Source organism: Enterobacter sp. KBR-315C3_2022, assembly GCF_041399425.1.
Taxonomy (GTDB): domain Bacteria; phylum Pseudomonadota; class Gammaproteobacteria; order Enterobacterales; family Enterobacteriaceae; genus Enterobacter.
On record NZ_JBGKEB010000014.1, the window covers coordinates 1 to 20958 of the forward strand.

Genomic DNA, 20958 nt, shown 5'->3' on the forward strand with positions numbered 1-20958 from the left:
ATCTTGTTTTTTTTACGGAGGGTTTTTTTGGTTTTTTTTGTTTGGATTCCGCTGTTTTCTTTCTTTGATCTTTTTTTCCATTAAAGCCCCCGCCGGCCGGGGGGGGGGCCCCCACTCCACTCCTCTGACTGATAGCAATGGACGCATCATGATTAGCGTATTCGATATCTTCAAAATCGGTATTGGTCCTTCCAGCTCTCACACCGTCGGCCCCATGAAGGCCGGTAAACAATTCACGGATGACTTGATTGCACGCGGCATTTTGCACGACGTAACCCGCGTGGTTGTCGATGTATACGGTTCCCTTTCCCTGACCGGTAAAGGTCACCATACCGATATTGCCATTATCATGGGCCTGGCGGGTAACCTGCCGGATACTGTTGATATTGATGCAATTCCTGGGTTCATTCAGGACGTGAACACGCACGGCCGCCTGCTGCTGGCGAACGGCGAGCACGAAGTCGAATTTCCGGTCGACCACTGCATGAATTTCCATGCAGACAACCTGTCCCTGCACGAAAACGGCATGCGCATCACCGCGCTGGCAGGCGACAAGGCGATTTACAGCCAAACCTATTATTCCATCGGCGGCGGTTTTATCGTCGATGAAGAGCACTTCGGGCAGACCAACGGCTCGCCGGTGCAGGTGCCTTATCCGTATAAAAACGCGGCGGATTTACAGCGTCACTGCCAGGAAACGGGCCTCTCCCTCTCCGGCCTGATGATGAAGAACGAGCTGGCGCTGCACAGCAAAGAAGAGCTGGAACAGCACTTCGCGAACGTCTGGGAAGTGATGCGCGGCGGCATTGAGCGCGGCATTACTACCGAAGGCGTTCTGCCGGGCAAGCTGCGCGTTCCACGCCGGGCGGCCGCGCTGCGCCGCATGCTGGTCAGCACCGACAAAACCACCACCGACCCGATGGCGGTCGTGGACTGGATCAACATGTTCGCGCTGGCGGTTAACGAAGAGAACGCCGCGGGCGGGCGCGTGGTGACTGCGCCGACCAACGGTGCCTGCGGTATCGTTCCGGCGGTGCTGGCGTACTACGACAAGTTTATCCGTGAAGTGAACGCTAACTCGCTGGCGCGCTATCTGCTGGTGACGAGCGCGATCGGTTCGCTGTACAAGATGAACGCCTCCATTTCCGGTGCGGAAGTGGGCTGTCAGGGCGAGGTCGGCGTAGCCTGCTCAATGGCGGCTGCAGGCCTGGCCGAACTGCTGGGCGCAAGCCCGACGCAGGTGTGCATCGCGGCGGAAATCGGCATGGAGCATAACCTCGGCTTAACCTGCGATCCGGTTGCCGGTCAGGTACAGGTGCCGTGCATTGAGCGTAACGCGATCGCCTCCGTTAAAGCGGTGAACGCCGCGCGCATGGCGCTGCGCCGCACCAGCGAGCCGCGCGTGTGTCTCGATAAAGTGATCGAAACCATGTACGAAACCGGTAAAGACATGAACGCCAAGTACCGCGAAACCTCTCGCGGCGGCCTGGCGATGAAGATCGTCACCTGCGATTAAGCCTCTCGGGAAGCCTCGTTTTGCGAGGCTTCTTCCCGTTTTTCCCACCGCTCATAGTTTCATGCTGCTGACAGTGTTACCCTTCACCCATTAGATAGAAGGGAGATTATCTGTGGCCGTTCATTTGCTTATCGTCGACGCGCTTAATTTGATCCGCCGTATTCATGCGGTACAAGGCACGCCCTGCAAGGACACCTGTCTGCACGCGCTGGAGCTGCTGATCCGCCACAGCGAACCTACGCACGCGGTCGCGGTGTTCGATGACGAAGCGCGTAATACCGGCTGGCGGCACCAGCGCCTGCCCGACTACAAAGCAGGGCGCGCGCCCATGCCGGACGATCTGCATTCAGAAATGCCCGCGATACGCGCCGCCTTTGAGCAGCGCGGCGTCCCCTGCTGGGGCGCACACGGCAGTGAAGCCGATGACCTCGCCGCGACGCTGGCGGTTAAGGTGGCAAGCGCTGGCCATCAGGCGACCATCGTCTCAACCGATAAAGGCTACTGCCAGCTGCTCTCACCGACCATCCGCATTCGCGACTACTTTCAGAAACGCTGGCTCGACGCGCCGTTTATCGCCAGCGAATTTGGCGTGTCGCCCGAGCAGCTCCCCGACTACTGGGGGCTTGCAGGAATCAGCAGCTCTAAGGTACCGGGCGTAGCGGGCATCGGGCCGAAAAGCGCCTCGCAGCTGCTGAAGGATTTTGGGAGCCTGGAGGGGATCTACGCCCGGCTGGATGACGTACCGGAGAAGTGGCGTAAAAAGCTGGAAGCGCATAAAGAGATGGCGTTTATCTGCCGGGAGATCGCAACGCTACAGACGGATTTGCAGCTCGACGGGAATTTGCAGCAGCTGAGGCTGGAGCGTTAAAACGACTCACGATCATGTCGGCCCGGTAAGCAGCAGCGCCACCGGGCAAAACAAAGCTCGTACTATCGCTCGTCGCGACGCCCGCCCACGGCCGCCCACCAGCGACGAATGTGTACCGTCACTTCTTCGCGATCGTGATACAGCTGACGCGCCTGAATTTCCGCGTTAATCCCGTGCTCGTCCAGCTGCGCCTGAATGTAGGCCAGGTTCTGAGAGACCTCCTCATAGCGCTTCTTCATCGGCAGCTTGAGGTTAAAAATGGTTTCGCGGCACCAGCCGTTAACCAGCCAGGACGCCATGAGCGCAGCCACCTTCGCCGGTTTTTCCACCATGTCGCACACCATCCATGAGATGTTGTTGCGATTTGGACGATAGCGGAAGCCGTCTTCGCGCAGCCAGGTGACCTGTCCGGTATCCATCAGGCTCTGCGCCATTGGGCCGTTATCAACGGAGGAAACCCACATGTTGCGCTTCACCAGCTGGTAGGTCCAACCGCCGGGGCACGCCCCGAGATCGACCGCGTACATGCCGTTCGCCAGGCGCTCGTCCCACTCATCGGCCGGGATAAAGACGTGGAACGCCTCTTCCAGCTTAAGCGTTGAACGACTTGGCGCATCCGGCGGGAAGCGCAGGCGCGGGATCCCCATAAAGAACGGCGAGTTGTTGGTGGTGTACGAGTAGCCGGCGTAGCAGCAGCCAGGGGCAATAAAGAAGATATGGACCACCGGACGTTTTGGCGTCTCGTAGTTCGTCAACACGCCCGCATCGCGCAGCGCGGCGCGCAGCGGCACGGTGAACTTGCGGCAGAACTTCATCAGCTCTTTGCTTTCGTTGGTGTCCGCCACCTCAACGCGCAGCTCGCCGCCCTTCTCAACCACGCCCTGCAGCATGCCGACGACAGGCGAAACGCGATCTTCAGGAGGAAGATCTTTCAGCAGCTCGCCGGCAACAAACATCTGGCGCGCAAAGATAAGCGAACTAAACGGCAGCTCGCGCACCAGCTTTTCAGCATCGTCAGGCTGGTAGCATTCAAACACCACGTAGCCCGCGTTCTCTTTTACGCGCGCAAAACCGAAGACTTCGCGCTTCGCCGCTTTATCCGTAATTTCCGCGGCGCACTCTTTCTCAAACCCCGGGCGACAATATAAAACAACCTTATTCATGAACAACGCCCTTGCGTTTCAGACGGATAGCTCCGATAAACATTAATACCCACCCCACCAGGAAGCTCACGCCGCCAACCGGGGTAACAAACGCCCAAAGGCGCAGATGCGACAGCGCCAGGCAGTAGAGGCTGCCGCTAAACAGCACGGTCCCCAGCGCCAGAAAAACGCTACTCCAGTAAAACCAAATGCTGATGCGGCGCTGCATCGCCACCGCCAGCCCGAAGATGGCCAGCGTATGGAACGCCTGATATTCAAGGCCGGTCTGAAGCCAGCCCATTTCCACTACCCCTAACGTCTTGCTTAACACATGTGCCCCAAAAGCGCCCAGTGCCACAAAAATAAAGCCACTTACCGCGGCAAAAATCAGCATGAATCGGCTGGTCATGGTTCAATCCTAAAGTGATGCGTGCTCAGCACACAAAAGTTATTGTTCATACCTGAAGCGGAATTTTTCTTGCTCGTTCGCCGCTTTGGACAGGATCCACTGCCGGAAGGCGGCTATTTTACCCAGTTCTGCCTGACTGTCATGACAAACCAGATAAAATGCGTTCTTGCTGACCAGAACATCATTAAAGGGGCAGACCAGACGGCCCGCCTCAATTTCGGACTGCGCCATAACGTTGTTCGCCAACGCCACGCCCTGTCCGTGAATCGCAGCCTGTAACACCATTGCGCTGTGGCTAAAAATGGGGCCCTGCTGCACGTTTATATGATTAAGACCTAATTGACGCGTATAAGTTTGCCAGTCGCGGCGAGAAGCATCGTGTAAAAGCGTATGCTGTGCCAGATCGGCGGGTGCCTTCAGCGCCCTGTCGCCCGTGAGCAGCAGCGGCGAACAGACCGGCAGCAGATATTCTGCGTACAATTTTTCAACGCGCAAACCCGGCCAGTTGCCGCGACCATAAAAAATGGCGACGTCCACGTCGTCCGCCAGCTTGTCCTCCTGACGGTCCACCGCCTGGATTCGAACATCGATTCCCGGATAAGCTGAGTTAAAGCTTGAGAGTCTCGGCACCAGCCACTGGATGGCAAAACTGGGCAATAAACTGACGGTAAGCGCCCCTTTTGCGCTCCGCGCCTGAAGCTTACGCGTGGCCTCGGTGAGCTGGGAAAAAATCTCTTTGATATCCTGAAAATAGCTCTGGCCTTCTTCGGTCAGAAGCAGGGAACGGTTGCGGCGGCGGAACAGCTTAAGGCCCAGGAAATCCTCAAGAGACTTGATTTGGTGGCTTACTGCGGCCTGCGTCACAAAAAGCTCATCGGCTGCGCGGGTGAAGCTCAGGTGACGTGCTGCTGCATCAAATACACGTAATGCATTAAGGGGTGGCAATCGCTTCGACATGGTTATCTGGCTTAGATGTTAACGAGATTTAACATATAGGAAACAACGTTTAACCTATTAGTTTTTTTTATCTGAGCCATTATAATTTGTCCGTTGAGGAACTACCAGCAAATACCTATAGTGGCGGCACTTCCTGAGCCGGAACGAAAAGTTTTTTGGAATGCGTGTTCTGAAGGGCTTTTGGCTTACGGTTGTGATGTTGTGTTGTTGTGTTTGCAATTGGTCTGCGATTCAGACCACGGTAGCAACGCTACCAATTTTTCACTTCCTGTACATTTACCCTGTCTGTCCATAGTGATTAATGTAGCACCGCCAATTTGCGGTGCTTTTTTTTGCCTATCTCGCTGTTAATGCTCGATTTCTTTCATCTCTTTCACATCACTGCGATTGATCTGCTGCTTGTTGCCATTCGCATCTTTGTAGGAAATCATCCCGGTATCGTTATCGGTTGTCGGTTTCCCTTCGGATACGATAGATCGACCATCGTTTGTGTGCATAACGTAGTTGTTACCTGAACAGGCGCTCAGGGCAAAGGTAAATACACAGGCGGAAATAACGGCGGCTGTCTTTTTCATGCTTATTCTCCTTTAGCAATTAATGCTATTCAAACATCGATTTAAAACAGGCTTAAACATTCACCTAACACTATTTAGCATAACCTGCTTTTCCGATGTCGCCAGGATAAGCAGACAAATCTGATAGATATCAACTTCCTTGCCCTGGTGCTGAAATTGCGCGACGATCTCACTATTGAGATGAGGAACAACATGAACGCTTTCAGTCCCGCGCAGTTTCGCGCGCAGTTCCCGGCGCTGGTCGATGCCGGAATTTACCTTGACAGCGCCGCGACGGCGCTGAAGCCGCTGGCGGTGATAGAGGCCACGCAGCGCTTCTACAGCCTGAGCGCGGGAAATGTGCATCGCAGCCAGTTTGCCGAGGCCCAGCGCTTAACCGCGCGCTATGAGGCTGCGCGCGATCGGGTTGCGCACCTGATCAATGCCGAAAGCGGAAAAAATATCGTCTGGACGCGCGGCACGACCGAGGCCATCAACATGGTCGCCCAGTGCTACGCCCGTCCCCTGCTGCAGCCGGGCGATGAGATTATCGTCAGCGAGGCCGAGCACCACGCTAACCTGGTACCGTGGCTCATGCTGGCTGAGCAGACGGGCGCGCGGGTCGTTAAGCTTCCCCTGGGCTCTGATTTCCTGCCTGACGTCGCCCGCCTGACCGATCTCATCACCTCGCGCAGCCGCATTCTGGCGCTAGGGCAGATGTCTAACGTCACCGGCGGCTGCCCGGATCTGGCTCGCGCCATTGAGATCGCCCACGCCAGCGGCATGGTGGTGATGGTTGACGGCGCGCAGGGCGTGGTTCACTACCCGGCGGACGTTCAGAAGCTCGATATCGACTTTTATGCCTTCTCCGGGCACAAGCTGTACGGCCCTACCGGCATCGGCGTGCTGTACGGCAAGCCGGAGCTGCTGGCACAGATGACGCCGTGGCTAGGCGGCGGCAAGATGATTACCGAAGTGACCTTCGACGGATTCAAAACGCAGGATGTGCCGTATCGTCTGGAGGCCGGTACGCCGAACGTGGCGGGCGTGATTGGCCTGAGCGCCGCGCTGGAGTGGCTTGAAGAAACGGACATCGCTCAGGCGGAGAGCTGGAGCCGGGGGCTGGCGACGCTTGCGGAAGAAGCGTTGAAAAAGCGCCCGGGCTTTCGCTCGTTCCGGGTGCAGGATTCCAGCCTGCTCGCCTTTGATTTTGAAGGCGTTCATCACGGCGACATGGTGACGCTGCTGGCCGAATACGGCATCGCCCTGCGCGCCGGGCAGCACTGCGCTCAGCCGCTGCTGGCCGCGCTTGGCGTAAGCGGCACGCTGCGCGCGTCCTTCGCGCCGTATAATACAAAAAGCGACGTCGACGCGCTGGTTTCCGCCGTTGACCGTGCCCTTGACCTCCTGGTGGATTAATGACGCATTCAGCACTGGCCGGACACTCGTTCGGCACCACGATCACCGAAGAAGCCTTAAGGCAGACCTTCGCCCCGCTAACCCAGTGGGAGGATAAATATCGCCAGCTGATTTTGCTCGGCAAACAGCTACCCGCACTGTCGGACGAGCTGAAAACGCAGGCGAAAGAGATCGCGGGCTGCGAGAACCGCGTCTGGCTGGGGTTTAGCGCATCGGGGGACAAGCTGCACTTTTTTGGCGACAGCGAGGGACGAATCGTTCGCGGGCTGCTGGCGGTGCTGTTGACCGCCGTGGAAGGAAAAAGCGCCGCTGAGCTGCTGGCGCACTCTCCGCTGGCGCTGTTCGACGAGCTTGGGCTTCGCGCGCAGCTTAGCGCCTCGCGCGGTCAGGGCCTGATTGCACTCAGCGACGCGGTGCTGGACGCCGCGCGTCAGGCTCAGGCCTGACGTTCCGCCTTCGCCATCATCTTTTTCAGCGCATGAGAGACGGCCACAAAGCCAAAAGAGGCCGTCACCATGGTGGCCGCGCCAAACCCTGAGGCGCAATCCATCCGCTTAGGCCCTTCCGCCGTACTTTTCATCGCACACACGGAACCGTCAGACTGCGGGTAGACCAGCGCCTCGGTCGAGAACACGCAGTCTACGCCCAGCTTTCCTTTGCTGTTTTTCACGACGTTAAAGTCGATTTTAAGCCGCTCGCGAAGCTTCGCCGCCAGCGGATCCTGGATGGTCTTCGCCAGATCGGCGACCTGGATCTGCGTCGGATCGATCTGCCCGCCCGCGCCGCCGGTGGTAACCAGCGGCACCTTATAGCGACGGCAGTAGGCGATCAGCGCGGCCTTGGGACGCACGCTGTCGATAGCGTCAATCACGTAGCTGTAGCCTTTGCTCATGTATTCCGCGACGTTATCTGCCGTCACAAAGTCATCGATCACCGTAACCTGGCATTCCGGGTTGATCAGGCGTATACGCTCCGCCATGACCTCAGACTTCGCCAGGCCGACGCTGTCGCGCAGCGCGTGAATTTGGCGGTTGGTGTTGGTTACGCAGACGTCATCCATATCAATCAGCGTAATCGCGCCGATACCGGTTCTGGCCAGCGCCTCTGCCGCCCAGGAGCCTACGCCGCCAATCCCGACCACGCAGACGTGCGCATCCGCAAACAGCTGCAGGGCCTTCTCACCATAAAGACGTGCCGTGCCGCCGAAACGCTGGCGCCAGGCATCGCTGATTACTACAGACATAACACCTCAGATGTAAAAAGGGTGAGGTTAATCCCTCACCCCTGCTCGTTCATATGCTGCTCAGAATACCACACTCAGCCGCTGAATACGTTTCCTGCACCCGGCGCGGTTTTCAATACCCAGACGCGGCCGTAGTGGTTATACCAGCCCGCACGGTGTCCGGCATCCGGGCCAATCCCCTGATAAATGTCGAAGTGCTGGCCCTTGATTGCGCCGCCTACGTCAAGCGCGACCATCAGACGCAGCTCGTACTGACCGCTGAATTTGCCGTTATTGTCGAGCAGCGGCACTTCTGCAAGCAGCGTGGTGCCCGCGGGAATGATAGAACGATCCGACGCCACGGACGCGCGGCCAATCAGCGGCACCGCGCTTGCCCCTTTCACCGGCGCAAAGTTCTGCGGTTTGAAGAAGACGAACGACGGGTTCTGCTCAAGCAGTTCGCGCACTTCGGCTTCGCTGTGCTTTTCGCCCCACTCGCGGATCGCCTGCATCGACATATCTTCTTTCTTCACTTCGCCTCGGTCGATCAGCACTTTGCCAATGCTGCGGTAGGCATGGCCATTTTTACCGGCGTAGCTAAAGAAGTTCAGCGGCGAGCCGTCGCCAAAATCAATGTATCCGCTTCCCTGAACGTCCATGATGAAGTTGTCCATCAGGGAGTTGCTGTACGCCAGAACGTAGTTTTCGCTCAGCGCGCCGGAGTAAATTTCCGCACGGGACGGCAGGCGGCCGCGTTTTGGCGGCATGCGGTAAATCGGGTACTGGAACTCGCCCTGGCGGGTGTGTCGCGCCTGGATAACCGGCGTGTAGTAGCCAGTGAACTGCACGTTGCCGTAGTTATCCGCCCCTTCCATCTGCCAGGCATCAATACCAAACTGGCGCATGTTGCGGGTATCGCCGCCCGCGCGCAGCCAGTCTTGTACCGCGCTGTAGACGTTGTTTTGCGAGCCGTAGAGGCGTGGAGAGGCGTTGCGGATCTGGTAGACCTGCTCGGAAAAATCTCCGGCGTTAATCGGCGCGCCAACGGCATCCGGCTGGTTAACCAGGGAGAAAGGCTGGGATAATTTCCCATCTTTATACTGTTGACCGCGATCGGTCGGTTTAGAAGAGCAGGCCGCAAGAATGGCTACCATTGCGCCCGTCATTAGATACTTCGCCCAACGTCCTTTCATTATATCTCGTCTTTTAGTTGCCCATTTCCGCGTGATGAAGATAACAAACCGTCATGGCTAATGAAATGCAATCGCCAGACCTTTGGCAAATTTTGCGCAAAAAGTAGACCAGGCAAGGCCGTAACGTGCATTTTGTATACAAAATCATGATTTATGTGAAAAAGGGGTTGCATCATAAGCCTATCCGAGTATAGTGCGCTTCCACGGACGCGGGGTGGAGCAGCCTGGTAGCTCGTCGGGCTCATAACCCGAAGGTCGTCGGTTCAAATCCGGCCCCCGCAACCAACACAATGTGATGAAGTATCTTCTACGACTGTAGAAAGACGGACGCGGGGTGGAGCAGCCTGGTAGCTCGTCGGGCTCATAACCCGAAGGTCGTCGGTTCAAATCCGGCCCCCGCAACCAACACGTCTAAAACAATAAACACCCTTAAGGGTGTTTTTTTGTATCTGTCGTTTGGGAATTTGCCGGGCGTTCACCCGGCTGAAAGAGTTATCCGCGTCGCGCCAGCGTTGCGCCATCTGAGAAATACGCCCGTATCCCTGCCAGAATCGACTCCGCCACTTCCTGCTGGAATTTTGCGGTCTTAAGCTTACGCTCTTCTTCCACGTTACTGATAAACGCCGTTTCGACGAGGATAGACGGAATGTCCGGCGCCTTCAGCACCGCAAACCCGGCCTGCTCGACGCTGTTTTTGTGCAGCTTGTTGATATTGCCAAGCTTGCCCAGCACCGCCTTACCAAACTTCAGGCTATCGGTAATGGTCAGGGACTGAACCATATCGAACATGGTGTGATCGACGTAGCGGTCGCCGCTTTTGCCCACGCCGCCGATAAGGTCCGAGGCGTTCTGCGTGTCGGCAAGATATCTCGCCGCGGTGCTGGTCGCCCCTTTTGTGGAAAGCGCAAACACAGAGGAGCCGCTCGGCTGGCGGCTGGTAAACGCATCCGCGTGGATGGAGACAAAAAGGTCCGCACGCTGTTTTTGCGCTTTCGCCACGCGGACCTTCAGCGGAATAAAGACGTCCTCGTTGCGCGTCATGTAGGCGCGCATATTGCCTTCTTTATCGATCAGCGCCTTCAGGCGGCGAGCGATCTGCAGCACCACGTCTTTTTCGCGCGTGTGGTATTTCCCTACCGCACCGGAGTCTTCCCCGCCGTGGCCCGGATCGAGCATGATCACAATCGGACGATCGCGCCCCGCCCTGCCCGGCTGCGGGCCGCTTTGCGCGGGCGGCACCTGACGCTCTAAATCGCCTTTGTTGTAATCTTCGAGAAGCGCCAGCAGCGGATCCTGAATGTCCGTGGCGTTCGCCGGATAGAGATCCATCACCAGGCGCTCTTTGAACGCGGCAACCGGCGCCAGCGCGAACAGCTGCGGCTTCACGTTCTGCTTGAGCTCAAACACCATGCGCACGGTTTGCGGATCGAACTGCCCGACGCGCGCCGACTTGATGTAGGGATCGTCAGCGCGAATTTGTGCCGCCATGCCTTTAAGCACTGAGTTCAGGTTTACGCCTTCAAGATCCACCACAACGCGCTCGGGGTTGCTGAGTGCAAACTGCTTATATTTCAGCACCCGATTGGATTCGACCGTCACGCGGGTATAGGTCGACGACGGCCAGACGCGAACCGCAACGACCTGACTGGCGGCGGCAAGACCTACCTGGCTGACGCTGAGCAACCACATCGCTCCGGCGCCTTTTAACAGGCGGCGACGGCTTATTGCTGAATTGGATCCCGACATGCTTCTCCCGAGCAAGTAACCTGATTAAAAACGAAAATAGCCAAATTGACCGAAAACTTTAACGAATGACGCATAAACTGTCATCTATAAAAGGGTAAACATTCGCACCTTAACGCACGTATTACTCATCAATTTCTGTGCATCGCAGAAAATTTAGGCTTGCACGCGCGCTCGCGATCGAATAAAAATACATTAAATACGAATAAACATTCATTAAGGGTTGTGCCATGGTGAAGGAACGTAGAACCGAACTGGTCCAGGGATTCCGCCATTCTGTTCCCTATATCAACACCCATCGCGGGAAAACGTTTGTCATTATGCTTGGCGGTGAAGCCATTGAACATGAAAATTTCTCCAGCATTGTCAACGATATAGGCCTTCTGCACAGCCTCGGCATTCGCCTGGTCGTGGTGTATGGCGCGCGTCCGCAAATCGACGCCAACCTTGCGGCCCATCATCACGAGCCGATTTATCACAAAAATACCCGCGTAACGGATGCCAAAACGCTGGAGCTGGTTAAGCAGGCCGCAGGCCTGCTGCAGCTGGATATCACCGCACGCCTGTCGATGAGCCTGAACAATACGCCGCTTCAGGGGGCGCACATCAACGTCGTGAGCGGCAACTTTATTATTGCCCAGCCGCTCGGCGTGGACGACGGCGTGGATTATTGCCACAGCGGGCGCATTCGCCGCATCGACGAAGAGGCGATCCACCGCCAGCTGGACAGCGGAGCCATCGTGCTGATGGGGCCCGTCGCGGTCTCCGTTACCGGAGAGAGCTTTAACCTGACCTCGGAAGAGATCGCCACCCAGCTGGCCATCAAGCTGAAGGCGGAAAAAATGATTGGCTTCTGCTCCTCGCAGGGGGTCGTCAACGATGAGGGGGCGATCGTGCCGGAACTTTTTCCCAACGAAGCGCAGGCGCGCGTCGAATCCCTGGAAGCCGAAGGTGACTACAACTCCGGCACCGTTCGCTTTCTGCGCGGCGCGGTAAAAGCCTGCCGCAGCGGCGTGCGCCGCAGCCACCTGATTAGCTATCAGGAAGACGGCGCGCTGCTGCAGGAGCTGTTCTCGCGCGACGGCATCGGAACGCAGATTGTGATGGAGAGCGCGGAGCAGATCCGCCGCGCCACCATTAACGATATCGGCGGCATTCTTGAGCTGATTCGCCCGCTTGAACAGCAGGGCATCCTGGTGCGCCGCTCGCGCGAACAGCTGGAGATGGAGATCGACAAGTTCACCATTATTCAGCGCGATAACCTGACCATCGCCTGCGCCGCACTCTACCCCTTCCCGGAAGAGAAAATTGGCGAAATGGCCTGCGTGGCGGTGCACCCGGACTACCGCAGCTCATCGCGCGGTGAAGTGCTGCTGGAGCGCGTGGCAGCACAGGCGCGCCAGATTGGCCTCAGCAAGCTGTTCGTCCTGACCACGCGCAGCATTCACTGGTTCCAGGAGCGCGGCTTTACGCCGGTGGATATTGATTCACTGCCGGAGAGCAAGAAAGAGATGTACAACTATCAGCGCCGCTCAAAGGTGCTGATGGCGGATTTGGGGTGATACAGAACTTGCCGGGTGGCGCTGCGCTTACCCGGCCTGCATTCCGTTCCTCATTCAGAGGGACTCAAATATCGCGCTCAGGCCGCTTCTGCGCTCCGTGCGGGTCGCAATGGCCTGCGCGAGTATACGCTCGTCGGCGTACAGCGACAGCCGCTGGCGCGCGCGCGTGATTGCGGTATAGATCAGCTCGCGCGTAATCACCGGTGAAAGCTGCGTTGGCAGAATCAGCGCCGCGTGGTTGAACTCCGATCCCTGGGATTTATGCACCGTCATCGCCCAGGCGGTGTCGTGCTCCGGCAGGCGGCTCGGCTGCACGGACTTCACGCTGCCGTCAGGCATCTGGAACCACACGCGCATCCCCTGGCCGCGGTCCAGCGCGATGCCAATATCACCGTTGAACAGGCCAAGCGCGCTGTCGTTGCGCGAAATCATCACCGGCCGCCCCTCGTACCAGCGGGAATGCGGCTGGCGGGTGATTTTGCGTTTCTGAATCAACAGCTGCTCCAGCCTTTCGTTTAGACCCGACACGCCGAACGGCCCTTCCCGCAGCCCACACAGAAGCTGGTATTCGCCAAAGGCGGCAATGACCTGCTCTGGCGCAGCGTTTTGCTGCACGCTGCTCAGGAACTGGCGATAGCCCTGATAGGCCTCTTCCAGCATGGCCTGATACTCTTCCCCGCTCTGGAGCAATTTTTTCTCAATGTCCGTGAAGCCGCCGTCGAACACCGAGCGAGTGGCATGGCGATCGCCCCGATTGACCGCAGCCGCCAGCTGCCCAATGCCGGAATGGCTGCCGAAACGGTAGCTTTTTTGCAGCAGGCACAGGCTGTCGCGCAGCGCGCCAGCCTGAGGCGAGCTATCGCCTTCCAGCACGCAGCCGGTCAGCCGCATCAGCTCCTGCGCGCGCTCGGCAGTATAGCCAAAGCTGGCGAAGGTGCAGATATCGCCCAATACCGCGCCCGCCTCGACGGAGGCCAGCTGATCCCTGTCGCCCAGGAAAATCACCCGCGCATGGGGCGGTAGCGCATCAATGAGCCGCGACATCATGGTCAGATCGATCATCGAAGCTTCATCCACCACCAGCACGTCCAGATGCAGCGGATTGCCCGCATGGTAGCGCAGGCGCTGGCTGCCGGGCTGTGCGCCAAGCAGGCGGTGCAGGGTGCTGGCCTCGCGGGGGAAAAGCGCGCGCCGATCGTCGTCGAGCGGAAGCTTCTGCAACGCGCCGCCCAGGGATTCCGTGAGGCGAGCCGCCGCTTTACCGGTCGGGGCCGCGAGGCGGATCCGGCACTTTTGATCGCCGGAAAGTTGGATCAGCGCCGCGAGCAGCTTTGCCACGGTGGTCGTTTTGCCCGTTCCCGGCCCGCCGGAGATAACGGAAATTCGCCGGGTTAAGGCGACGGCAGCAGCCACTTTTTGCCAGTCGACGGCCTCACCAGAGGGAAAAAGCTCATCCAGCGTTTGCCTGAGCCGGGCTTCGTCGCAGGGAAGCGGCGCGTTGGTTTCGCTAAAAAAGCGTGCAACGGCCAGCTCGTTTCGCCACATGCGGTTCAGGTAAAGTCGGCCAGCAATCAGGATGAGCGGGGCCTGGCCCTCTCCCTGACTGACGGCGCTGGAGTTAATAAGCTCGTCTTCCCAGTCCACCGGCTCGCCAAGCAGCGCAAAGCAGGCCTGCAGTTCCGGGGCCATTTTCTCGTCAACCGCCAGGCGCGTCAGGGGCAGGCAAACGTGACCTTCCCCGGCATCTTTGCTGAGCATCGCCGCCGCCAGCATGACGGCCGGGTGCTCATGCGCAACCATCATGGCGAACTGTACGTCCAGCGGGCGCAGCAGGCGCTGCTCCGCCGCGTTGAGCAATAGTTCCTGCATCGTCATGCCATCGCCTCCGTGCCTGCTGCAAATAAGCTGTCCATTTTTTCAATTAACGCCTCGTCCGGTCGGGTACTAAAGATGCCCGAGCTCGCGTCGTCCGCATTCACGCCGCGCAGGAAGAGGTAGATCACGCCGCCAAAATGTTCTTCATAGCGATAGTCGGCAATGCGGTGGCGCAAATAGCGATGCAGCGCCAGGGTGTAAAGCTGATACTGCAGGTCGTACCGGTGCGACTGCATGGCTGCCGCCATCGCCTGCTGCGTGTAGGCCTCGCTGTTTTCACCCAGCCAGTTCGATTTGTAATCCAGCAGGTAGTAGCGCCCGTCATGGCGAAACACAAGGTCAATAAAGCCCTTCAGCATGCCCTGCACCTGACGGAAATTCAGCGGCGGGCAGCCGGCAGATAGCGCATCGTGCTCGCGAACGAGCGCATCAAGCGCATCGGCCCTGAGGGGGCCCGCAATGGGCAGATAAAACTCCATTTCCACCTGTTTATCCTTGGCCGAAAGCTGGCTAAGCGAAATGCCGCTTTCGCCGAGCGGCGCGCGCAAAATGGCGTCGATCCACGCCGTCAGAACCGGCTGCCACTCGGCACCGTATCCTCCGGCCTGCAGCATCCTGAGTACCCACTCTTCAGAAACGGGCTGCGTAAAATCCAGCTCTTCAAACAGGCTGTGTAAAAAGGTTCCCGGTGAGGCGCCGCGCGGAAACTGATGCGGCGTGAGGGCAGGTTCTGCGGGCACGTCCCCTACCCCTGCGGCATCCACGTCCAGCTTCGGCATCAGGTCCAGTGCGATATTTTGCCCGTGCTGCTGCAGGCCGGAATAGCTGGTCACGCGCCAGTCGTCGGCGACGGTGCGGGTAATCTGGCGGGCGTGCAGCGCCGCTTCGCGCGTCTCGGGCATTTGCCAGCGGCTGCCGTCCGGCTGTGAAGGCGCGTGCAGCGCGATAGCCTCGCCGCAAAGCGATTCAATGCACTGACGCAGGCCCGCCGCATCCTTTGGTTCGCCAAGCTGGACGAGCCGACCCAGCGCGCTTAAATGAAAATCGGTCTCGCCGCTTTTTTCACCACGACGACGGAAAAGCGGCGCGACGCCGAGGCTGCAGTGCCAGACGGAACGGGTCAGCGCAACGTACAGCAGGCGTAAATCTTCCGCCAGGCGCTCGGCCTCCGCCAGCTCAACGCTGGACTCAGCTTTACTGAGATCAAGCACCGCTTCAAACGACTCGCGATCGTGGTAGAACGCCTGATCCTGCGCGCGATAGTTGGCGATAAACGGCAGCCAGACCAGCGGATACTCCAACCCCTTCGACTTGTGGATGGTGACGATTTGCACCAGATGCTTGTCGCTTTCCAGGCGCATCTGCTGGCTCGCCGAGTTGCTGTTGGGGTCCGCGATTTGCTGCGCCAGCCAGCGCACCAGCGCGTGCTCGCTTTCTAGCTGCGTCCCCGCCTCCTGCAGCAGCTCGCTGATGTGCAGGATGTCGGTGAGCCGCCTTTCGCCGCCTGCCGTCGCGAGCATATTCTCTGCGATGTGACGCTGCGCCATCACGTCGCGCAGCATGGCCATAACGCCCCGCTTTTGCCAGCGCTCGCGATAGCGTACAAACTCTTCAACGACGGCATCCCAGGCGTGTTCGTCCTTGTTAAGCGCATCGATATCGCGCGCATTAAGCCCGAGCATGGCGCTGGCCAGCGCGCTGCGCAGCGTGCTTTCCCGCTCCGGAGCGAGCACGGCCTGCAGCAGCCACAGCATCTCCTGCGCTTCCAGCGTATCGAATACGCTGTCGCGGTTAGAGAGGTAGACCGAAGGAATATTCAGCAGGCTCAGCGCATCGCGGATCAGCGCAGCTTCCTGACGGCTGCGAACCAGCACCGTAATGTCTGATGCCCTGACCGGTTGAGACGTTTCGCCTCTCCACAGCAGCGCTTCACCGCGCACGCCCGCGCTGAGCCAGTCCCGGATCTGAGCGGCACAGTGCTGCGCCATGGCGTTTTGATAATCCGCAACGCCGTAGCCCTCACCGTCAAGCAGCCAGAAGCGCATCGCGGGCTGCGTCGCACCGTTATATTCAAATCGTAAAGCGGCATTTTTGGGCGCAGACTTTACGGGAAGAAACGGGATTTCGCGGAACATAAACGCCGCGTCCATTCGGCTAAACAGCGCGTTTACGCTCTCAACCATTGCGGGCGACGAGCGCCAGTTGGTGTCCAGGGTGTAGTGCGCCTCAACCTCGCTGCGGGCCTTCATGTAGGTAAAAATGTCTGCGCCTCGAAAGGCGTAAATGGCCTGCTTAGGATCGCCGATCAGCAGCAGCGCGGTATCCGGCTGGCGCTGCCAGATGCGGCGAAAAATACGATACTGCTGAGGGTCCGTATCCTGAAACTCATCGATCATCGCCACCGGGAAGCGGGTGCGAATAGCCGCCGCAAGGGCGTCCCCATTTTCACTGCTCAGCGCGGCATCCAGACGGCTGAGCATATCGTCAAAGCCGAGTTCGCCCCGGCGGCGTTTTTCTCGCGCCACCGTTTCGCGAATTTCCGCCATCGCACGGGTAATCATCAGATCGTTGAGGGTCAACGGCTCGGCCAGCAGCGCCTCAATGGCGACAAAAAGCGGATGCTCGGGAACAATGCCGTCGGGCCTGGTGCGCTCCACGAGAAAGCGCTGAGAAAACTTCTCCAGAGCATCGGGGAGCTGATACCCGCGCGTCTCCTCCTGCGCCCAGGCGCTAATCTTCTCGATCCATTTCCCCTGATTGCCGCGGTTGAACTTGCGCCTGTCGATCCCGGAATTTTCGAGAACGGCATCGATATCGCTCACCGATTCATTCCACCGCTGCTTGAGGGCCGCAATTTTCGCCACGATCTTCTCATGGCGCATCGACAGCGTTTCGTCCGCAGGCGGCGGCGACTTAATCACTGGCGCTTCGCCCTGCAGGTAGCTGTTAATTGCGCGTAAAAGTTCGTCCGGCCCCTTCCACAGGGCGTGTACCGCTTCGGCGATATCGCGCGGCAGCGGGTAGCAGTGACGGCGCCAGAAATCCGCGCAGGCCTGATAACGAAGTTCAGATTCATCTTCGATAAGCTGCTGCTCAAACAGCATGCCGGATTCGAACGCATTGAGGCTCAGCATGCGCTGACAAAAACCGTGGATGGTAAAGACGGAGGCTTCGTCCATCTGCCGCTCGGCTAACAGCAGCCACTGCGCGGCCTGGTGCTTATCGCTGATTTCTTCCAGCAGGCTCGCATAGAGGGGATTGTCCGTGCTCTGGCGCAGGCAGGCGATGCGCAGCTCGTGAATATTGGCGCGAATACGACCGCGCAGCTCGGCGGTGGCGGCTTCGGTGAAGGTGACAACAAGCAATTCTTCCACGCTGAGAGGGCGTGGAAACGCCGCGCTGCCGCCGAGCCCTAACAGCAGGCGCAAATAGAGCGCGGCGATGGTGAACGTTTTTCCCGTTCCCGCTGAGGCCTCAATCAACCGTTCGCCCTGTAGAGGTAAACGTAAGGGATTAAGCGGCTCAGCGGTTTTGGTCATTCTTTCTTACTCCAGGGCATTGATTGCTGCAGCGCGCTGACGCTCTTCCAGACCTTCCAGCCGTTCGGGTTAACGTACTCCACTTTCCCGTTCTGGCTGCCGGAAACCTGCGACAGGATGGCGATTCCCTGCGGTTGAATCACCGCCTGGTGGAAGAAATCGGCAACCTTCTGAGGCGTCAGCTGTTTTATCTCGGCCACTATTTTATCACGCGAATCAAATTTCATATTGCCGCGATCGAAATCTTTGCTCAGCTGCGAGGCTTCTTCGCCCAGCGTTTGCGGCGGCTGCATCACCTGAGCAATGACCGCCTGCTGAATCTGGGCAAACTCCTCCGGCTTCATGGCGCGCAGCTTTTCTTCCACTTGCGGGAAGAATGCCTGATAGCGCTGCCAGAGATAGGCAGGCTGTTTGTCGCTGCTTTGCAGCAGGAAGCCCAGCCCCCACTGGCGACCGACGTTCATCGAGAAGGCAAAGACCGCATAGCCGAGCTGCTCTTCGGTGCGAAGCTGGTTGTAGAACCACGGCTGAATAATTTGCCCCAGCACGGCGCTTTGGGCGGAGCTGGCAAATTCGTCATAGCCCGTCGGCACGAAAACGGCCGCCAGCGCGGAATCGGTGCTGTTACCGGCTTTTTCGAAAATCACATTCTGCTTTTTCTCGACCAGCACGTCCTGATTGCGGCACCATTCGTCGCCTTTAGAGCCCAGCTGGGTACGCACGTTCTGCGCCAGCGTTTTTGCCTGGTCTTCGCCCATATTCCCGACAATCAGGAATTCCGGACGGGTATTGGCTTTCAGCGAATCGCGATACGCCATCACCTCTTTTAGCGTCAAAGAAGGCAGCAGCGCGCGGCGATCCTCGCGCTGGAAGTAAGGGATCTGCGACAGCATCTGCGCGGGCATAATCGCCTGATCGTAGGCTTTGCCTTTTTCAGCCGAGTCCATCATCTGCGCGTACCAGGACTTCGCCTGCTCGAACTGCTCTTCCGTTGGGGTGTAGCTGAAATACCCTTCCAGCAGCGCCTGGAACAGCTGCGGCAAGCGCTGGGTGTAGCCGTTGGCATTCAGCATCAGGCCGTTATTGGCGTTGGTCGAGAAGCTAATCCCACCCACCGCGGCCTGGTTGCTGAGCTGGTCCAGCGCAATACCGGCCAGATAGTCATTCAGCGCAAACATCACCTGATTTTTGGCGCTGTCCATCGCTTTTGGATTACGCAGCACCACGCTGACGTCGGCTTTCGGCTCGCTGGCAAAATAGCGGCTCGGTGAGTAGACCACGCGCAGCGTAGGCTCATCGATGATGAGTTCAGGGTGCGGATAGGCCTTCGCTGACTTAATCAGCGAAAAATCATCCGGAATGTACGGGTTCAGCTCCGGCAGCTGCAGCGCGATTTCTCCCGCTTTTTTCTGCCAGCCCGCGAAGGTTTGCTCGCTAATTTTGTCGACCTGATAGGGAGCGTCAACGAAGTAGGCCGTTTTGTTGTGCGGCTCGTTCGGGCTGATGTACCAGATGCGGGCATTCTGCGGCGTCATCATCGCCAGACGCGCTTTGATCGCCTCGGCATCGTACTTATCGGCAATGTTAACGGCGTCCAGCGTGTGTTCGATCGGCACGCGGATCATGGTGTCGGCCAGCCACTCCACGTAGTCCATGTCGCGCGTGATTGACGGGTAGCGGAAATCAAGATCCAGCACGTGCGCCAGCTCATCGAAATAGCGTTTGTCGACGCCTTTCTCACGCAGCAAAGAGAGATAGCTAAAGATAGCGGCGACCACTTCATCGCGATGGGCCAGGCCTTTGTCCGTCAGCGTCGCCGAAATCGCCAGCACCCCGCTGTTACCGTTCACCACGGGATCGGAGTCAGCGCGAATGCCTTCCACCAGCCCCTGCTTTTGCAGCCAGTCAGAAAGGGTGCCCGGGCTTCGGTTGCCGATGAGATAGGTCACCAGCTCATCCGTTTTGCTACGGAACTGCGCCGTGTTGTTGTCGATACGGAATTCAACGCGCAACACTTTTCGCGGCAGCGCCGGAACGTAGTGAATGACGATCCCTTTTTGGGCGTCGGTGACCACCGGAACGTCAATTTTCGGCTGTTCGATGTTTTTATTCGGCACGCGGCCAAAGGTCTGCGCGGCCATGGCGGCCAGCTCCGGCAGTGGTTTGTTGCTGTAGATAACCGCTTTCATGAGGTTCGCAGAGTAGTATTTATCACGAAACGCATGCAGCGCATCAACCACCGGGCTGTTCGGTTTGTCGGCCAGCGTTTCCAGATTGCCGCCGGAAAAACGTGAGCCGGGGTGCGCCGGGTTGATGGTTTCAGCGCTGACTTGGGCCATACGCATGCCGTCGCGGGTGCGGGCCATGGTCAGCTCAGCATTAACCGCGTTGCGTTCGCGATCGGCATACTTTTTATCCAGCAGCGGCGCGGCTATTGCATCCGCAAGGCGATCGACCGCGCCTGTAAGGGCGTCGTTTTCGACTTCAAGATAAAATGCGGTGCGATAGGGCGCGGTGCTGGCGTTGTGGCTTCCGCCATGCATTTTGAGATATTCGGACAGGCTATCCGGCTGAGGGTATTTTTTTGACCCCATCAGCGTCATATGTTCCAGATAGTGCGCAAGACCCTGATGATCCTGCGGATCCTGCAGCGATCCGACGGGCACCACCAGCGCCGAGAGAGATTTAACCGCCTGAGGATCGGAAACGAGCAGCACGGTCATTCCGTTATCCAGTCGAATAGCCTGATACTGGCGGGTATCTTTCTCGCTCTTACGGATAGTTTCCTGAACGGGTTGCCAACCGGAATCTGCCTGAGTAACGGGAGCCCAAAGGGCGACAAACATCACTAACGCTTTAAACAAGGTGCTGCCTGGCATTACGACCTCTTTATCACGGCTACATCATTAACAAATTGCGTGCTGGACGCGCCAGCATCTCTTTCTTTGGGTACATCAGT

Annotated in this window: 15 protein-coding genes and 2 tRNA genes; 7 read left to right on the forward strand and 10 right to left on the reverse strand. The window is 58.2% G+C overall.

The window, feature by feature from the left end; translation table 11 throughout:
• Positions 1 to 148 precede the first annotated feature (148 nt).
• Both sdaB and xni read left to right on the forward strand, forming a co-directional pair.
• On the forward strand, positions 149 to 1516 hold the full coding sequence (gene sdaB / locus AB8804_RS15265; RefSeq protein WP_371187591.1) for an L-serine ammonia-lyase II: 1368 nt from the start codon (positions 149 to 151) through the stop codon (positions 1514 to 1516).
• Between the two features lie 112 nt (positions 1517 to 1628).
• Positions 1629 to 2384, forward strand: coding sequence for a flap endonuclease Xni (gene xni, locus AB8804_RS15270; RefSeq protein ID WP_371187593.1), 756 nt, complete (start codon positions 1629 to 1631; stop codon positions 2382 to 2384).
• Between the two features lie 62 nt (positions 2385 to 2446).
• Here the strand turns inward: xni and rlmM are convergent, their stop codons facing one another.
• From rlmM to AB8804_RS15290, 4 genes are all read right to left on the reverse strand, one after another.
• Positions 2447 to 3547, reverse strand: coding sequence for a 23S rRNA (cytidine(2498)-2'-O)-methyltransferase RlmM (rlmM, locus tag AB8804_RS15275; protein WP_371187595.1), 1101 nt, complete (start codon positions 3545 to 3547; stop codon positions 2447 to 2449).
• Positions 3540 to 3935: a DUF423 domain-containing protein gene (locus tag AB8804_RS15280; RefSeq protein WP_371187597.1), complete on the reverse strand. Its 396-nt coding sequence runs from the start codon at positions 3933 to 3935 to the stop codon at positions 3540 to 3542. Before AB8804_RS15280 ends, rlmM begins: the two co-directional genes overlap by 8 nt.
• A gap of 39 nt (positions 3936 to 3974) precedes the next feature.
• Positions 3975 to 4892 (reverse strand): glycine cleavage system transcriptional regulator GcvA, encoded by a 918-nt coding sequence (gene gcvA / locus AB8804_RS15285; protein WP_371187599.1) that lies wholly within the window; start codon positions 4890 to 4892, stop codon positions 3975 to 3977.
• Positions 4893 to 5239: 347 nt separating this feature from the next.
• The gene (locus tag AB8804_RS15290) at positions 5240 to 5467 is read right to left on the reverse strand and encodes a YgdI/YgdR family lipoprotein (protein ID WP_112009738.1); all 228 of its coding nucleotides are present in this window, start codon (positions 5465 to 5467) and stop codon (positions 5240 to 5242) included.
• Positions 5468 to 5659: 192 nt separating this feature from the next.
• On the opposite strand from AB8804_RS15290, the gene csdA reads away from it, so the two are divergent.
• Positions 5660 to 6865 carry a cysteine desulfurase CsdA gene (gene csdA / locus AB8804_RS15295; RefSeq protein WP_371187601.1) on the forward strand — a complete coding sequence of 402 codons (1206 nt, stop codon included), beginning with the start codon at positions 5660 to 5662 and terminating at the stop codon, positions 6863 to 6865.
• Positions 6865 to 7311 (forward strand): cysteine desulfurase sulfur acceptor subunit CsdE, encoded by a 447-nt coding sequence (gene csdE, locus AB8804_RS15300; RefSeq protein WP_371187603.1) that lies wholly within the window; start codon positions 6865 to 6867, stop codon positions 7309 to 7311. Before csdA ends, csdE begins: the two co-directional genes overlap by 1 nt.
• Here csdE and tcdA read toward each other — a convergent pair.
• Positions 7302 to 8108, reverse strand: a complete 807-nt coding sequence (gene tcdA / locus AB8804_RS15305) for a tRNA cyclic N6-threonylcarbamoyladenosine(37) synthase TcdA (protein WP_371187605.1) — start codon at positions 8106 to 8108, stop codon at positions 7302 to 7304. The two genes, csdE and tcdA, sit on opposite strands and share 10 nt — an antisense overlap.
• A 74-nt stretch (positions 8109 to 8182) precedes the next feature.
• Entirely contained in the window at positions 8183 to 9280 is a 1098-nt protein-coding gene (mltA, locus tag AB8804_RS15310; RefSeq protein ID WP_371187607.1) for a murein transglycosylase A, read from the reverse strand.
• Between the two features lie 208 nt (positions 9281 to 9488).
• Here mltA and AB8804_RS15315 point away from each other — a divergent pair.
• Positions 9489 to 9565: transfer RNA gene (locus AB8804_RS15315), tRNA-Met, on the forward strand.
• Positions 9566 to 9608: 43 nt separating this feature from the next.
• Positions 9609 to 9685, forward strand: a tRNA-Met gene (locus AB8804_RS15320).
• 87 nt (positions 9686 to 9772) lie between these two features.
• Here the strand turns inward: AB8804_RS15320 and amiC are convergent.
• On the reverse strand, positions 9773 to 11026 hold the full coding sequence (gene amiC / locus AB8804_RS15325; RefSeq protein WP_371187610.1) for an N-acetylmuramoyl-L-alanine amidase AmiC: 1254 nt from the start codon (positions 11024 to 11026) through the stop codon (positions 9773 to 9775).
• Positions 11027 to 11253: 227 nt separating this feature from the next.
• Here amiC and argA point away from each other — a divergent pair, with 227 nt between their 5' ends.
• Positions 11254 to 12585, forward strand: a complete 1332-nt coding sequence (argA, locus tag AB8804_RS15330) for an amino-acid N-acetyltransferase (protein WP_371187612.1) — start codon at positions 11254 to 11256, stop codon at positions 12583 to 12585.
• A 54-nt stretch (positions 12586 to 12639) separates the two neighbouring features.
• Here argA and recD read toward each other — a convergent pair whose 3' ends face one another.
• From recD to ptrA, 3 genes are read right to left on the reverse strand one after another with little or no spacing between them, the layout of a single operon-like run.
• Positions 12640 to 14460 carry an exodeoxyribonuclease V subunit alpha gene (recD, locus tag AB8804_RS15335; RefSeq protein ID WP_371187614.1) on the reverse strand — a complete coding sequence of 607 codons (1821 nt, stop codon included), beginning with the start codon at positions 14458 to 14460 and terminating at the stop codon, positions 12640 to 12642.
• Positions 14457 to 17999 (reverse strand): exodeoxyribonuclease V subunit beta, encoded by a 3543-nt coding sequence (recB, locus tag AB8804_RS15340; RefSeq protein WP_371187616.1) that lies wholly within the window; start codon positions 17997 to 17999, stop codon positions 14457 to 14459. Before recB ends, recD begins: the two co-directional genes overlap by 4 nt.
• Positions 17996 to 20878, reverse strand: a complete 2883-nt coding sequence (gene ptrA / locus AB8804_RS15345) for a pitrilysin (protein ID WP_371187618.1) — start codon at positions 20876 to 20878, stop codon at positions 17996 to 17998. The genes recB and ptrA overlap by 4 nt, the downstream gene beginning before the upstream one ends.
• Positions 20879 to 20958 lie beyond the last annotated feature (80 nt).